Source organism: Guopingia tenuis (assembly GCF_014384805.1).
In the GTDB taxonomy this organism is placed as follows: domain Bacteria; phylum Bacillota; class Clostridia; order Christensenellales; family Christensenellaceae; genus Guopingia; species Guopingia tenuis.
Genome location: NZ_JACRSS010000001.1, coordinates 853,490 through 868,224 on the forward strand (window position 1 = coordinate 853,490; position 14,735 = coordinate 868,224).

The window sequence follows — 14,735 nt, forward strand, 5'->3', positions numbered from 1 at the left end:
TGCCAGATGGTTTATGCGGTGTATTTGAATCCAACCATTGATAAAACGGTGTATATCGATTCCCTGCGGGTCGGCGGGACCAACCGGGTGGGGAAGGTTTTGTCCCAGGGGGGCGGCAAAGCCGTCAATCTGGCCGTAACCCTCCATCAAATGGATGTCCCTGTCACGGTATGCGGGTTTCTCTACAAGGGAAATTCCCGCCTGATCCGCCAATCCCTCATCGGTATTTCCACTTCCCTTTGGGAATTTCCGGGAGAGGCCCGGGTGAATACCAAGATTTTCGACCAGCAAAGCGGCGTTGTCACCGAGATCAACGAAAGCGGCCCTGCCCTTTCCGCAGATATTTTAAAGCAGTTTGAAGCCACCTTCCTTCCCCAGATTCAAAAGGACGATATGGTGGTCTTGACGGGTTCGCTCCCGCCGGGCTGTCCGGCGGATTATTATGCGCATCTGATCGAAAAGCTGCCCTGCCGGGTAGCCGTGGACGCAGATGGCGAAACGCTGGCCCAGGCGGTGGAGAAAGCTCCCTTTCTCATCAAACCCAACCGGGATGAGCTTTCCATGCTCACCGGACTTCCCCTGGAAACCGAGGCTGAGCTCTTGTCCGCCGGGCGGGATCTTCTGGCACGGGGTGTCTCGGTCTGCGCCATTTCCCTGGGGAGCCGCGGCGCTCTCATCCTGGATGCCTCCCATGCCTATCGCGCTCTGCCGCTGACGCTGGAGGCGGATTCGACGGTAGGGGCCGGCGATTCCATGATGGCGGGTTTGTGCGCGGGGCTTTTGGAAGGAAAGGACCTGGGAGAAGCTCTTCGCCTGGGATCAGCCGCGGCGGCGGCCAGCCTTTTGCAGCCGGGAACCGGCGCAGGCGATATGGAATGCATTGCCCGGCTCCTGCCGGAAATTCAGATCCAGCAGATTCAATAGAAAAGATAAAGAAAGACGAGAAACCAACATGTATCGAGTTCATATTCCCGCCAGCAGCGGCAATATGTGCGTCGGCTTTGATTCCACGGGCCTGGCGCTGCAAATTTATAACTCCATCGATTTCGAGGCCCGGAAAAGCGGCCTGGTGATCGAGATGGACACCCCCGCCCCTTTTATTCCCACAGACGGGCGCAATCTCATCGTCCGGGCGGCCAGGCGGGCGGCAGACCGCATGGGCAAGCGCCTTCCCGGCCTCTATCTCAAGCAGTATAACCGCATCCCCCATACCCGCGGCCTGGGCAGCTCCGCCGCCTGCATCGTGGGGGGAATCCTTCTGGCGGATACGCTTCTGGGCGCCGGATGGAGCCGGGAACAGGTGCTTTCCCTGGCTTCAGAAATGGAGGGGCATCCAGATAATGTGGCCCCGGCCATCTACGGCGGCGTCTGCATCTCCGCCAAGGCGGAGGACGGCTATCTGGTCCGTCCGGTTCCCGTGGGAGAGGATCTGGCGGTCTGCGTCGCCATTCCCGGCTTCACTCTTTCCACGCGGAAGGCCCGGGAAGTGCTCCCCGCGAGTGTGCCCATGAAGGACGCGGTTTCCAACATCGCCAATATGGGGCTGCTGATAGCCTCCCTGTATGAACGGGATTATACCCACCTCGGAGCAGCCCTTCACGACCGTCTTCATGAACCATACCGCAAAACCCTCATCCAGGGATTTGACGACGTCATTCAGGCAGCCTATGACCTGGGCGCTTATGGCGCCTGCCTATCGGGCGCCGGCCCGACCATTCTTATCTTCCTTCCTGCCGGAAAGCAGGATTTTGAGCGGCAGCTCCAGGAAAAGCTCCGCTCCATTCCCGGGGGATGGAAAGCGGTTCTGACGGATTTTGACCGTCGGGGCGCGTTTGTGGAAACATTATAATAAGGAAACAGGATTCCCCTGGCAAAGCCGGGGGATTTTTTTATCATTCGGCCTGTGCCTGAATCCGAGCAGAGGCAAGCCGCTTCTGGCATCTGCTTTCTTCCCACTGCACATATGTTTTGCAGTGAGCGGGACAAAATCACGGGAAACGGGCTCTATTTTTTCTGTAATAAACTATACCAAAAAGGCACCGGAGGCTTCCTTTTCAGCGGACAGCCCCGGTTTATTTGCGGATCGGTCCGCAGGATTTTTTCAATTCCCTTTTCCGGATCGGCTCCGCAAGCCACATAAAAAGCAGCGGCAATTCCGCTGCTTTTTATATTCCTATTCTCTCGTATCCTCCCGAGGGGTCCGGGGAATCCGGGGCAGATTCCAGCAATAGTGAGTCGCCAAAAACCGCAGAAGCATAACGCAAGCCGCTCCCGTGCCGATAGAAAGCCAGTCTGGGCAGCCGCCCCGGGTCATGAAATAATAAACCGTCGCTCCCAGAATCGCCGCCACGGCATACACCCGCTTTCGGAGCACCACGGGAATCTGCCCTGCCAGGATATCCCGCATCATGCCGCCGCCGATGCCCGTGATCGTCCCGACGAAAATCGAGAGGAATCCGTTATCGCCCTGCCCGCTGGCAATGGCCGTATTCACACCCACCACCACAAACACCGCCAGCCCGACGGCATCAAATCCATTGATAACCTTCATATACCCGACGCTGAATCTCTCAATTTTATCTCCCATGCCATATTCGATAAAGAAAACGATGGCAGCCGTCGCCACCGCCACAATGGTGTACACCGGCTTTTGAAAAAGCGTGGGAGGGGTAATCCCCAGGAGCAGATCCCGGATGGCTCCGCCGCCCACCGCCGTGATGGTTCCAAGCACCAGCGCGCCAAATATATCCACGCGCTTTTCCGCCGCCACCAGCACGCCGGAAATGGCAAACGCCACCGTTCCAATGAGCTCCGCAATAAAAAGAATCGTCTGGGTTGTGTCCATTTCCCGCCTCCTCGGTTTGCTAGGAAAAAGTGTATCACATTTCCCCGCGGCCTGCAATTCCCCAAGGCCGGTTCCCGGCATTCTATGGTAAAATGAGAAAAACCTATTTCTCCGGCAGCTTATACTATAGCGGTTCTGCCTCATCCCCATATCCGGGAAGCAGTCTATGAATTCCTGCAAAACCGGCCTGCACAAATTCTTTTTCTTTCCGGCGATTTTCACCTGGATTCTGCGCGGCGGATTTGTGTGTTTTCTTTTAGTCTGCCATTTCCCTACGCTTTTGTCCTCCCCCCTTTTTCGCCTTTCCATGCGCGGGATATCCGGCTTATCAGCCAAACCGAAGGCGCATCGATCTGTTGAAACACAAAATGGAGGGCCTTCAAAAAGAGCTGGCCGGCCTTAGACAGCATCCCCAAAGGAAATAAAGAGATTTCCGTGGAAACCGGCGCGTCAAATCTCTCCGGTTCCGATTCGCTTAGCGATCTCTTCAGGCTTTCCGTTGAATACAAATTCACCCCGCATACGATCAAGCATCCATCCGTATCCGCTTCCCTCCTTCTCCCCTGCCGGGCTATGACCACGACTTTACTCCCCGGCTCGCTGAGAATGGCAGCGCCAAGCTCCGGAATACCCCGATACTTGTCCCCAGCTTCAAAAACTGCCCCCAGCAAAAGCCTGCCCGTCCGAAGTGCCGCCAGCGGCCGCCCCTCCTGCTATCCTGCGCCAGCCGTTTTTATTCCCGGGAATAAAAAACTGGCGCATTTTCCTCCGCTGTGCTATGCTATAGCCAAAATATCCCCAGGAGGTTTTTTATGCGCAGAAAAGACCGGGAGGTTACGGATCCCGCCATCGTGGAAAAAATATTGCAAGAGAGCAGCGTCTGCCATCTGGCCATGGCCAGGAACAATATCCCCTATGTCGTCCCCCTGAATTACGGCTATATCTGGGAGGACGGCCGTCTTATCCTGCTGTTTCATTCCGCCAAAGCCGGAAAAAAACTGGATATCCTTGAAGAAAATCCCCGGGTATTTTTTTCCATATCCATGGGGCATGAGCTCATCCAGGGAGAGCGCCCCTGCGATACTTCCATGCGGTTTTCCTGCCTGATGGGCGAAGGAGAGGCCGAAATTCTCCGGGAAGCCGGCCAGATCCGGGAAATTATGGAATTGTTTATGAAAAGCTTTCCCGCGCCGCCCGTTATGGAATGGCGGGATTCCCTCTTTTCCCATATGGCCTGCATTCGTGTCACTGTGACGGACTGGAGCTGCAAAGTCCATCCCTAGGCAAACAAAAAAACCTCCCGGCGGGAGGTTTTTTGTTGCTTGCTTATTTTATATAGTGCTTGATGAGCGCCTGGGTTCCCAGATCTCCCATGCCCTCGTTTTCCAATTCCTGATACATACCCAACACGACTTTCTGCACATCCATATTCACACCCGCGTCCCGCGCCTCTTCATCGGCAATCTTCATATCCTTCACATAATGCTTGACAAAGAACCCGGGATCCATGTCGCCTTTGAGCATCCGGGGCGCCATATTGGACATCTGCCAGCTTCCTGCCGCGCCTTTATCGATGGCGTCCAGCATGGTCTGCACGTCCAGCCCCACGGCCTTTCCATAGGCAATCGCCTCGCAGACGCCCGCAATCGCGCCGCCCAGGGCAATCTGGTTGGCCATCTTGGTATGCTGCCCGGCGCCCGCGCCGCCTTCATAAACGATAGAGGTTCCCATGCACTTTAAAACATCCATGCAGGCATCCACAGCCTCTTTATCTCCGCCCACCATAATGGAAAGCGTGCCCTTCTGCGCGCCCACATCTCCGCCGGAAACCGGCGCATCAATGGCATAAACGCCCTTTTCCTTTGCCTTTTCATAGATACGCTTGGAAAGCTTGGGGCTGGTGGTCGTCATATCAATGACATAGGCGCCGCTCTTGACGCTGTCTAAAATCGCTCCCTCGCCGAAATATACTTCTTCCACATCCTTGGGATATCCCACCATCGTGATGACCACATCCGCATCCTTGGCGCATTTTCCAATCGTATCGCACCAAACCGCTCCTTCGGCGATGATATCCTCCACCTTTGCCTTTCTGCGCGTGTAGATGGAAACCAGATAGCCATTTTTCATCAGGTTGCGTACCATGGAACGCCCCATGACGCCCACGCCAATAAATCCAATCTTTTTCATTTGTACCGTTCTCCTTTTCCGACCCGAAAAAATAAAAAAAACAGCCCTGCTATTCTTTTTTCTCACGGGTCACTTTCAAATCATTTCTTTTTTCAGTATAGTTCTCGCTGTCCCTTTTGTCAAGTGGGCGATTTTTCAATTTCCATGATTTTCCACTTTTCAAAATTGGTAATTTCGTGTAAAATAAGGAAAGGAGAAACTTGTCGAATCGAAAACGTCGCCTTCATACATTTTTCTCATCTTTCCATTCGGTTCAAGCGGTTCGGCACTCCTTTGGTTCCTTTTCCAAATCAAGTATCGGGGAGAGCATTTTTTATGATTCATTTGCGTTTAAAAGAATTGCGGGAAAAGGCCGGGCTTTCCCAGGCCGAGTTTGCCAAAAAGCTCTCGGTTTCCCAGTCTGCCGTCGGCATGTGGGAGACGGGCAAGCGCCTGCCAGAGCATGATACGCTCCTGCGTATCGCGCGTTTTTTCCAGGTGTCTACAGATTATCTCTATGGTCATTCGGATGCTTCTGCCGCCTCCAACATTCATTTTTCCCCGGCCCCTTCGGTTTCCAGCATTCCCGTTGTCTCGCGGGTTCGGGCGGGCTTTGGCGGCGTCGTGCAGGAAGAATTCTCGGGCAAGGAGCCGGCCTTTGGCCTGAAGGTTCCGGAGGAATACCGCTATGTCCGGGTGGAAGGGGATTCCATGTCTCCCAAAATTCTCGAAGGAGACCTGGCGCTTGTTCATTTGCAGCCGGATGTGGAAAGCGGCGAACTGGCCATCGTCATCCTTGCGGGAGAAGAAGCCATGTTAAAGCAGGTCATCAAGGACCCTTCCAATGGCTGCATCTCGCTCAATTCCTTTAATCCCGCCTATCCGCCGCGCATCATTGCCAAGGAACAGCTGGATACCCTTTTGATTTACGGAAAGATCGCGGGGATTACACGTTCTTTTTAAGCCAGTCTGCATTGCCAAAAAATAAACGGCGGAAGGAAATCATCCTTCCGCTTTTTTGTTGATTCTCTCCCGCCCCATCTTTATATCCATATGGAATTGAAAAACTGCCGGTTTCAGAGCACGCTTCCGTTGTATTTTTTCTGCGTTTTCCGCATCCAGCCTATGCTCCATATAAAACAGCCCGCGCCGCAGATCCATCCCCATCCGCTCCGGGTAAAGAAGTTTGCCAGCCCCGCGGCCTGAAGCCCGCCTCCCAAAAGGCACAAGGCTTTCCCTATAGCCGCGCTGTAGGCCGGCACATCCTCCGGAGATACATGGCGGCGGTGGTAATCATGCAGGACCGATATTTTTTGTTTTTTCCAAACCAGCCATCCCGTCCATTCCAAAACAGCCCCTATCAGCATAAACAGGGCCAGGGAAAGCCATCTCATATTCTTCCATACTCCGCAAGAACCGCCATCACAAACCGTGCACATATATCGGCGGTCTCCGGTGCATAGGCGCCGTCTTTGCGCTCGTTGTTGGATATTGCCCGCACTGACAGCACGGGAATTTTATACCCAGCCGCCACCTGGCAGACCGCCGCCCCTTCCATTTCCTCCGCCATCGTGCCATAGGCCGCATGGGAAAAGGCAATTCGGTCATATTCCCGGTTCCACATATCCGCGCTGCTGATGCAGCCCTCAACCACCCGGAAACTTCCGCTTGCCGCCGCCTTTCGCGCCGCGGCAATCAACCCCGGATCGGATAAAAACGTATTGTCCCGGGTCATCTCGCCCCGAATCTCCAGCGGAAGCGGCTTCCAGCCCTCCCATCGGCTCCCCTGTCCCCGGTCCAGCTTCTCGGATTGAAAGGACGCCCCGTTCATGACCCGCGTCCCCAAAACAATATCGCCGATCTCCAGATCCAGGCCATGGGCTCCCGCAATTCCCTGATTGATGATTGCCCCGGGAGAAAAATGCCGGATGCCCAGAACCGTGCTCACCGCAGCATTTACCATCCCGATAAACGTCCTCGCCACCACTACCGGCCTTCCGCACAGCTCTCCCGACCAGAAATGCCAGCCGTCAATCACGGTTTCTTCCGGCTCTTTCATATGCTTCAGAAAGCAGGCGCATTCTTCTTCCATCGCGCCCTGCAACAAAACTGTTTTTTCACGCATTGCAAATACCCTCCGCCTTCATCATACCGTGTCCGGCCCCCGCTTGCAACTGTCCCCATAAAAAAAGGAGGCACAAGCCTCCCTTTTTTATACTTTCCTTTGTTTTTTTGCCTTGTTATATTCAAAGCTGGTGGTTCCTATGCTCACACCCAATGCCTGCGCTGCCGCCCGTGTCATCACTTTGCCAAACAGCTTCAATTCATTGAGAGCGTTGTTATACGCATCCTGCTGCCGGGTCTGGTTCATCTTCTGGGCAAACTCTTCCGCCGCCTGCTGGGCTTTCCAGGCATTCAGCTCATAATTCGCCTGGTCTTTTTTCGCTTCAGCCTCCGCCTTGGCCTGTTCCACTTTAGCCTGTGCCGTATAGTTGGCAATATTTTGCTGCCGCTGCAAATCTGCCTGCATAACGCCGGCATCCTGCTCCTGTTCCGCTGCGGCCTGGTCTCGATATGCCGCGTTGATATCATTCTGGAGCGCGATATCCCCCCGGATTCTTGCCGTCTCGCTTACGCCGCTTCGGGCATCGTCATAGGCGTTTCCTGCCAATCCCTTTGCCGCCAGTTCTTCGTTTTTTCCCAACGCTCTTATGCGGGCAGAAGCGTTTGTCTTGGCCCGGAGAGTATCGTAATCCTGCTTGATCCTCTTCTTTTCTGCTTCCGCCGCCTTTACGGCCTGTTCATATATCTTTCCCTCCGCAGCTGTATAATTTTGAATCGCTTCATTATACAGCTTGCTGCTGTCATATGCTTGATATTTTGGAATCTGCGCCATAGTTTCCCTCCCAGGTATCAATGCGGTGGGTATTGCTCTTGGCCCGATCCTCCACCGCCTGCATCCGCTCCACAAGGTTGTTGTGCTTCTCCACCTTTTTTTCCAGCTGCTGCAAGCGGAAATTGGTCAATCGGGCGGACGCCAGGATCCCGCCCAGCGATCCCATCATAGACCCTACCAGCGCCAGCAGCGCCGCGAATACTTCGTTGCTCATCCCCTTACTCCTTCGGCTTTTCATAGGTCAATGCCTGGGCACTGTCCTTGATTCCTTTCGTAGTCGGGTCAATCAGCGCGTTATACAGGCTCACCAGCACCAATCCCACCACATAGGGATTGGATACTGCCTCCAGCAATACCCGCCCCAATGCAGCCCAGGTCGTGATATCCGCCGCTGTTAAGCCAAAATATGCCAGAATGGGCGCCCCAATGCTGATAAGCACGGATACCCAAAAGCTCCAGTTCTTCATTCGCACTTTTAAATTCATTCCTCTTTCCTCCTTTTACCCTTCCCACTTGCCGCCCAGTTTTGTGACGGTATTCTTCCCGGCCTTGCCGTCCACGGCCAGCCCTGCCGCCTTCTGGAAGCTCTTAACCGCGCTCTCGGTGTTCTTCCCAAACTCGCCGTCCGCTCCCGTGCCGCCGCAGGAATACCCCTTAGCGATCAGCGCAGTCTGCACGTTTTTCACATCCGCCCCCTTCATTAAAGGGCTGGTTTTCTTGAGAATCCGGCTTACTGTCCATGTTGTCTCGGCGGCTTTCCATTCGCCACCCAGGGCCTGGGTTGTCTTTTCCCCCACAATCCCGTCCGCCGTCAGTCCCGCGGCCTTCTGGAATGCCTCCACGGCCTTTTGGGTATTGCTTCCGAACTCGCCGTCTGCCCCGGTACTCCCGCAGGAATAACCTTTCGCAATCAGCGCAGCCTGCACATCTTTCACGTCCTCTCCCGTCATGAGGGGACTGGTCTTTTTCAGCAAACGCCCTACGGTGAAGGAGGTAGAAATGCCGCCGGTTACCTTCGTCAGGTCGCTCCGGCTGCTGATATATCCGTCCTTCCCGTCATAGTCGATCTTGTACCAGCCCGATGCGCTCACGCCCTCCAAAAGAAAGCTGTCCCCTTTGTGGGCCACGCCCAATATCGCCGCTGCCGTGTTGTCCCCGGCCCGCACGTTCACCGAACCCCCCAGGACCTCCACCATGCCATCCTCCGGGGAAGCTCCTTCAATCTCCTCCCGGAAAAGCTCCGGCCGCCCATAGGCGTTCCAATAGCCGCTCCCGCTGGCATTCAGGCTCCGCTTCACCACACCGTCATCCCGCCCCTTGGCTTCGATGACGTTCAGACTATTATCCACGATATATCCGATGTGATAGGCTTTTCCCTTATCCTTGCCCGTCTGGTATACCCGGAACACCCAGTCGCCTTTTGTTAGTTCACTCCGGGACAATACCTGGCACTTGCTCTTCAAGCCGTTGGCCGTCGTGTCCCCCGGAATCCATTTCTTTTGGTTGTAGAGGAAATACGTCCCCAGCCCCGAACAGTCGAACAGTTTCATTTCCCCATATCCCTGGGATATCCGCTGCTCATAGAGCCGCATCACCCGTTCCCGGTTGTTTTTTTCGCTTTCCCGCCGTTTAATAGCTTCCGGAGTCGCCGCTTCTCCCTGGCCGCCCCATGCGTATAACGATTTGTTTTCTGTTTCCTTATTCAAATATTCGATAAACTCATTTAGTTTTGTCATTTCAATATACCTCCTGCATACATTTCTGTATACTTTCAATATATGTCTTTTCCTCCCATGTGATCCATCCTTTAGTTACGGCATTTTCCAGTTGTGCTTCTTCGATAGACCCCGCATGATACAATCGGTTCAGCGTCTCAAACATCTTTCTCACCCTCCCAGTGCGGAAATGACCAGCATGTCCACCGTCTCCCGCAATATCTCCAGCTCGCTCCTGCCCGGGGCCGGGGCCGCCGGTTTCTCCGCCTCCGGAATCTCCTCCAGGGCCTCCCCCGTCCAGCGGTAGTTCGCCCGCCCGTATTCGTCCCGGATATCCTTTGCCAGATAGTGGCTTTGGGCATGGGCATATCTGTCCCCGTTTCCCTCGTCGATCAGCACGGCTCCCGCTCCCGGCTGCTCAAAGGCGTCCGAAAAGATCCGTGTCACCTCTCCCGCCGGGTTTGCTTCGATATATACTTTCCTTTTCTTCTCTTCCATATCACAAATACACCTCCGCATCCAGTGTGATCCCTGCCGGAATTTGCACCACGCACGGCCGGTTGGCCGTCACCCCCGGCGCCGTCGTCGTCAAATACAGCGCATCGCCCGACGACTGCGACGCCGATATCCCCAGCGTCTGCTCATAGATCACATCGCTGTCCACCGGCCGCACCGTTATGTCGTTCACATTCCCGCCGATGGTCGGCACGATCCGCATGGGTACCGGCGGCATGTAGGTGAAGCTCGCTCCGCCCACCGTAATATATCCTGGGCAGAACACTGTCCCCGTTTTCTGGTAATACCGCATGCACGCCAGCAATTCTTCTCCATAACTGCGCGGCACGAACGGCGTCGCCTCTTCCCCTATCTCCAGTTTTGCCCAGCATACCGTCTGCCCGGCCGTAAATCCTCCCAGGCTCACCATGGCGCCCGTCACTTCCACCGGACGTGTGATATATTTCATACTCCCGTCACTGTTCTTAACCCCTATTGACAGCGTCAGCTGTTTCCCCTGCAGCAAAGCAGCGTCCTGGGGTTCCAGCATATATGCTGCCGACACGGTGGCTCCCGAAACCAGCATCCCGTCCTCTGTCCGTGATACCGTCGCGCTTTCTGCTTCTCCTGCCAGTTTCACGCAGTACCATCGATCCGCCGTATATATCCGGCTCGTTCCCACCGTGAAGCTCTCCCCTCTCTGCCATACCGTGAACCCCCCGTTGATTAGGAGGTTGGCTCCATCCAGTGCATCCAGCTTTCTCTTGTCAGCGCTGCTCATGACGCCGTTTCCCTCCGCCGTCGCCAGCTGGGTCTTATCCAGCTTGCCCGCCACGGTATCCTTCAGCTGTCCGGGGGCGTCCGACAGCTTGTCATCCGTGAGCGATCCCGAGGGAATCTGCCCCAGGCTCACGCCGTTCAGCTCTTCCTTCAAAAACGCCATCTGCCCGGCCACCGTCGCCTCGCTTCCCTCCATGAGCGGCGCGGCCCCGATCTGTCCCGCCGCTTCCTCGCTCAGCAGTGCGTCGATCAGCCCGTTCATCTTGGGCGTGATCACCTCTTTGGCCGCACTGTCAAATCGCGCCTTCAGCCATTCCGCTCGGCCAACGACCATATTTTCTTCGATGCTGGAAACATCTTTATCGGCAAAATCCTCTGCCGCTATCTTTTGCTCCAATAAACTACCCATCTTTCCTCCTCGTCATATTCCCCATGGAAAAAGTCACCATCATTGCCAAAACGCCAAAGCCTTCTCCCGCCACACAGTTGCGCACACCCATCTGGAACTGCAAAACCTTCCGGAATTTCTTAGGTGAAATCTGCACCCGGGGATTATCCTGCATGGTAAAGCTGAAACGATTGAAGTCGACATCGTCAAAATCCATCAGATCCATGGTATACTTCCGGGTCACCTGCATCAGCGATTTTTCCGTGGAAAAGAAAATTTCTCCCGAGCTTCGGGCATAAGGCTTGGTCAAAATTCCCGTTCCCCGCCGGGATATGTTCTTCTCCTGCATAAAGTTGCCGCCGTCTAAAAGCGGTGTCGTCCAAATGGCGTCAATGGCTCGTCCATCGTCCGCATATTCTCCGGAAAACACCATCACTTTCCCGTCGTCTGTCCCAAAATACAGCTTGCCATCGTGTTCGCGCAATACCCGCGCCGGGATGTCGGTCCAGTAATACCACTCATATCCCCTGCCGCCCATGGGGTTTTCATTGGTCTGGCTGCCGTTGGCCACATACGCATGCCCGTTGACGCATGCCACATAAAACTGCCCCCAAACCGCTCCCACCGCTTCGCCCAGGGAACTCTCCCGGGTAAGCCGCGGGTTGATAAAAAAGCTGCGCAGCTGCACGCTTCTCTGCTGGGTCACGGCATTGGTATCCAATCCATAGACGCCGCCCGGTGACAGGAAAACCGGATCTCCCGCCAGCGTCCCAAAAGCATAGGGAGAAACCGCTCCCATCCCGGCTATCCCTTCCTTTACCGGGAAAATCGCCTCACTGTTTTCCGTTAGCTCCGCGTTTCGGATAAACAGCCCTGTTTCATCGTCCGCCTGCTCCTTGACCACAATCATGCTGTCATACTGCTTTAAATACCCCATGATAGCCGTGTTTTCACTCCCCAGCCGCGTATATCCCGTGTCCGGGAAGTATGTCGGGTCATATAACCCGCTCTGCCAGTCCGTGTTGGGATATTCCGGATTCCCCGTGAGGAATACCCGGCTGTCGCTGCCCAGGCCGAAGCTCCCGGCAATTGTGCATTTACAGATCCGCTCCCGATATCCCGTCACTGTCTTGGAAAAGCGGATGGTAACGCTGTCCAGCCCTTCGCTGTCTGCCGGCGCCTGGGTAAAAATCACTTTCCCGGCTTCCCGGTCCACCGTATAGTCCTCTCCTTCGCTTTTTTCCTCTCCGTCTACCCAAACGGTCACCTCCGCCGTATCAATCCCCATGCTGTCCAGCAGAAATTCCGTAGCCGTCCCATCGGAAACAAAGCTGTTGATCCGCTTCGGCTGGAGCAGGTTCACTGCCTCAAAGAGCGTCCCTCCGCCCGAGGGTTCCCGGCCGATTACCGTTGTCGGGATAAATCCGTCCACTTCCTTTGCCTGAACTCCGTCGTATACCAGATAATGGCTCCCGTCCAGAATATAGAGCTTGTCCTCCCAGTGAAAAAAGGCGGACCGCCGCTCTGCCATATCCGAATACAGAATCGTTTTTTCCGGGCCATAGAGCTTTGTTCCCGCATGCACCAACATGTTTCCTTGAAAAAAGCCCATGCCGTGCACTGGCCCGGGATAACTTTGCAGGCAGGTATATCCCGGCCGTTTTTCGGGATATCCCGCCTTGTCCGCCACCATATTTGGGGCCCATGGGCTCCGGCGGGTATCTACTTCGGTTTCCGCGTTGGCAAAATCCACTCCCAGAAACCGGTCGATGGTAATCCGTTTTTGCCGAACCGGCGCTGTCTTAGCCATCCTGCACCTCATCCCATTCCGTCATGGCGAGTTCCTCCAATCCCATAAGATACCGCTCCCGGTACACATTGGAAATTCCCGTCTCGTCGTCCTCCACAAATAAATCTCCTGCGATTCCATAGGCCAGCAGACTCCCTGTCAGCTCTTTTTCATAGGGCACATCCTCCGTCATCCGTGAGATCACGGGAATTTCCTCCAGCGCCCCCTGTCCGTGCTTCGCCCGGATGGCATTGTTTTGCTGAAAAGTATCCGCCAGCTTTAAATTGAGCTGGCAGAGAAACCCGTTGGAAAACTCCTCCATCTCGGTCTTTCCGGAAAACATCAGGCCCAATACCTGTGAAAAAATCTGTTCCGCCGTCATTTGTCTCCCCCTTTCTGAAAAAGGGCAGCCGTTTTTTCGCGGCCGCCCCTCCCTTTTTTTACGCTACGGTGATTTCCTTTTCTGCAACATCCGAGGTAAAGGGGGTGTCAGTGCCGCCATAGGCCACAGCTCTCACGGTGTATTTCCCGGCTTCCCATTCCGTCGTGGAAACAGCGCCGGTATATGCCTTTGCCTTGTCGTCATATCGCGGATCTGCGCCGTTAGTGGTGTAGATAATGCGCTCCGCGCCTGCCGAAGTGATGGTCAGGCTCCCTTCTGCAAAGGAAATCTCGGGAGCCGCCTGCTTTTTGCTTCCCAGCACCAGCGCCCAAACTCCGTCCGCCTTGGCGCCCAGCACAAACGCGTCATAATATACCCGGCCTTCCACCAGCCATCCGTCGATGCCCGGCGGGTTGGTGTGGGTTTTGAAGGTGCTGATTTTTTTTGGCAGCAGGACGCTGTCCTTTCTGGCCAGGAAGCCATAGGCGTCCGCCGGCAGATAGCCCGTGGGCAGAACCACAACCTTGGCCCCGGCCAGTTCGCCGATCACGCCCTTGCCCATGGCTTTTTCCGCCAGTTTGTCCGCTTTCACGAATTCGTCCGCCAGCATAACCGCCTTGAGCATCTCTGCCGTGATATAGAGATATCGCTCCTCATTGGGAACGTATTTGTCCGTCATGGCCTGCATGCCGTTTAAAAACGCCTCCACCACCGTGGTTTTTGTGGGCTTTGCCGAAATTCCTTCCACTCGCCCCGCCTCGCGGATCCATTTGTCTGCGGCATATTTTTCCAGTGTGGGGATAACAATCCCCTTGATCTCCTCGCTCATCCAGCTCGCCGCCGAAATGCTCATCATGGTGTCGTCAAAATTTCCCCGGTCGATGGTCTGGGTAAACGCCTTGTCCTGGGTCAGCGTCAGTTCCTGCACAACGCTGTTCATCTCCGCCGGCGTTCCATATCGGTTTGCGCCCGCGCGGGTATAGTCCGTGAGCGGTGTCGTCACTGGGCTGTAAATCCGGATAGACTTCGCCCCGGAAAAGTCAAATTTATCGTTGACCTTTCCTTCAAAAAAGGATGTGGGCTTGAATGCCGCCGCAAATTGCTTTTCATATTTTGTCGCTAAATTAACTGCCATCTTTGTTTTTCTCCTCTCTGTCGTTGGGATGGAGTGTGCATCCGCTTTTCCGTCCCGTTCCTCCGGCCGGAAAATGCCTTGGCTCCATCACTTTTTTTCGCTTTCCCCGCTCGTGCTGCCTGTACCCCGTAATGGGGCATT

The 14,735-nt window shown here is 55.0% G+C and carries 18 protein-coding genes; 4 read left to right on the top strand and 14 right to left on the bottom strand.

The window, feature by feature from the left end:
- Nucleotides 1-6 precede the first annotated feature (6 nt).
- Both H8693_RS04085 and thrB read left to right on the top strand, forming a co-directional pair.
- A complete protein-coding gene (locus tag H8693_RS04085; RefSeq protein WP_249279892.1) occupies nucleotides 7-924 on the top strand; it encodes a 1-phosphofructokinase family hexose kinase in 918 nt (305 codons plus the stop codon).
- Nucleotides 925-952: 28 nt separating this feature from the next.
- Nucleotides 953-1,849 (top strand): homoserine kinase, encoded by an 897-nt coding sequence (gene thrB, locus H8693_RS04090; RefSeq protein WP_178618794.1) that lies wholly within the window; start codon nucleotides 953-955, stop codon nucleotides 1,847-1,849.
- A gap of 324 nt (nucleotides 1,850-2,173) precedes the next feature.
- Here thrB and H8693_RS04095 read toward each other — a convergent pair whose 3' ends face one another.
- Entirely contained in the window at nucleotides 2,174-2,845 is a 672-nt protein-coding gene (locus H8693_RS04095; protein WP_249279893.1) for a trimeric intracellular cation channel family protein, read from the bottom strand.
- Between the two features lie 812 nt (nucleotides 2,846-3,657).
- Here H8693_RS04095 and H8693_RS04100 point away from each other — a divergent pair.
- Nucleotides 3,658-4,128, top strand: coding sequence for a pyridoxamine 5'-phosphate oxidase family protein (locus tag H8693_RS04100; protein WP_249279894.1), 471 nt, complete (start codon nucleotides 3,658-3,660; stop codon nucleotides 4,126-4,128).
- A 43-nt stretch (nucleotides 4,129-4,171) separates the two neighbouring features.
- Here the strand turns inward: H8693_RS04100 and H8693_RS04105 are convergent, their stop codons facing one another.
- Complete coding sequence (locus tag H8693_RS04105) at nucleotides 4,172-5,068, bottom strand: NAD(P)-dependent oxidoreductase (protein ID WP_407926344.1); 897 nt, start codon at nucleotides 5,066-5,068, stop codon at nucleotides 4,172-4,174.
- A gap of 282 nt (nucleotides 5,069-5,350) precedes the next feature.
- On the opposite strand from H8693_RS04105, the gene H8693_RS04110 reads away from it, so the two are divergent.
- Entirely contained in the window at nucleotides 5,351-5,977 is a 627-nt protein-coding gene (locus H8693_RS04110; protein ID WP_249279896.1) for a LexA family protein, read from the top strand.
- Nucleotides 5,978-6,090: 113 nt separating this feature from the next.
- Here H8693_RS04110 and H8693_RS04115 read toward each other — a convergent pair whose 3' ends face one another.
- The 12 genes from H8693_RS04115 to H8693_RS04170 all read right to left on the bottom strand — a co-directional run bounded on the left by H8693_RS04115 (nucleotide 6,091) and on the right by H8693_RS04170 (nucleotide 14,594).
- Nucleotides 6,091-6,408, bottom strand: coding sequence for a hypothetical protein (locus H8693_RS04115; RefSeq protein WP_249279897.1), 318 nt, complete (start codon nucleotides 6,406-6,408; stop codon nucleotides 6,091-6,093).
- A complete protein-coding gene (locus tag H8693_RS04120) occupies nucleotides 6,405-7,139 on the bottom strand; it encodes a 5'-methylthioadenosine/S-adenosylhomocysteine nucleosidase (protein WP_249279898.1) in 735 nt (244 codons plus the stop codon). The genes H8693_RS04115 and H8693_RS04120 overlap by 4 nt, the downstream gene beginning before the upstream one ends.
- 87 nt (nucleotides 7,140-7,226) lie before the next feature.
- The gene (locus H8693_RS04125; RefSeq protein ID WP_178619449.1) at nucleotides 7,227-7,910 is read right to left on the bottom strand and encodes a hypothetical protein; all 684 of its coding nucleotides are present in this window, start codon (nucleotides 7,908-7,910) and stop codon (nucleotides 7,227-7,229) included.
- Entirely contained in the window at nucleotides 7,879-8,124 is a 246-nt protein-coding gene (locus H8693_RS04130; protein ID WP_178619445.1) for a hypothetical protein, read from the bottom strand. The genes H8693_RS04125 and H8693_RS04130 overlap by 32 nt, the downstream gene beginning before the upstream one ends.
- Nucleotides 8,125-8,128: 4 nt before the next feature.
- A complete protein-coding gene (locus H8693_RS04135; RefSeq protein WP_249279899.1) occupies nucleotides 8,129-8,395 on the bottom strand; it encodes a phage holin family protein in 267 nt (88 codons plus the stop codon).
- 15 nt (nucleotides 8,396-8,410) lie between these two features.
- Entirely contained in the window at nucleotides 8,411-9,646 is a 1,236-nt protein-coding gene (locus H8693_RS04140) for a peptidoglycan-binding protein (RefSeq protein ID WP_249279900.1), read from the bottom strand.
- Between the two features lies 1 nt (nucleotide 9,647).
- Nucleotides 9,648-9,791, bottom strand: a complete 144-nt coding sequence (locus H8693_RS04145) for an XkdX family protein (protein WP_249279901.1) — start codon at nucleotides 9,789-9,791, stop codon at nucleotides 9,648-9,650.
- A 5-nt stretch (nucleotides 9,792-9,796) separates the two neighbouring features.
- Nucleotides 9,797-10,123, bottom strand: a complete 327-nt coding sequence (locus tag H8693_RS04150) for a hypothetical protein (protein ID WP_249279902.1) — start codon at nucleotides 10,121-10,123, stop codon at nucleotides 9,797-9,799.
- A gap of 1 nt (nucleotide 10,124) precedes the next feature.
- A complete protein-coding gene (locus tag H8693_RS04155; RefSeq protein WP_249279903.1) occupies nucleotides 10,125-11,309 on the bottom strand; it encodes a hypothetical protein in 1,185 nt (394 codons plus the stop codon).
- Nucleotides 11,302-13,098: a DUF2460 domain-containing protein gene (locus H8693_RS04160; RefSeq protein ID WP_249279904.1), complete on the bottom strand. Its 1,797-nt coding sequence runs from the start codon at nucleotides 13,096-13,098 to the stop codon at nucleotides 11,302-11,304. Before H8693_RS04160 ends, H8693_RS04155 begins: the two co-directional genes overlap by 8 nt.
- Entirely contained in the window at nucleotides 13,091-13,459 is a 369-nt protein-coding gene (locus tag H8693_RS04165) for a hypothetical protein (RefSeq protein ID WP_249279905.1), read from the bottom strand. Before H8693_RS04165 ends, H8693_RS04160 begins: the two co-directional genes overlap by 8 nt.
- Before the next feature lie 58 nt (nucleotides 13,460-13,517).
- Nucleotides 13,518-14,594, bottom strand: a complete 1,077-nt coding sequence (locus tag H8693_RS04170; protein WP_249279906.1) for a hypothetical protein — start codon at nucleotides 14,592-14,594, stop codon at nucleotides 13,518-13,520.
- Between the last annotated feature and the right edge of the window lie 141 nt (nucleotides 14,595-14,735).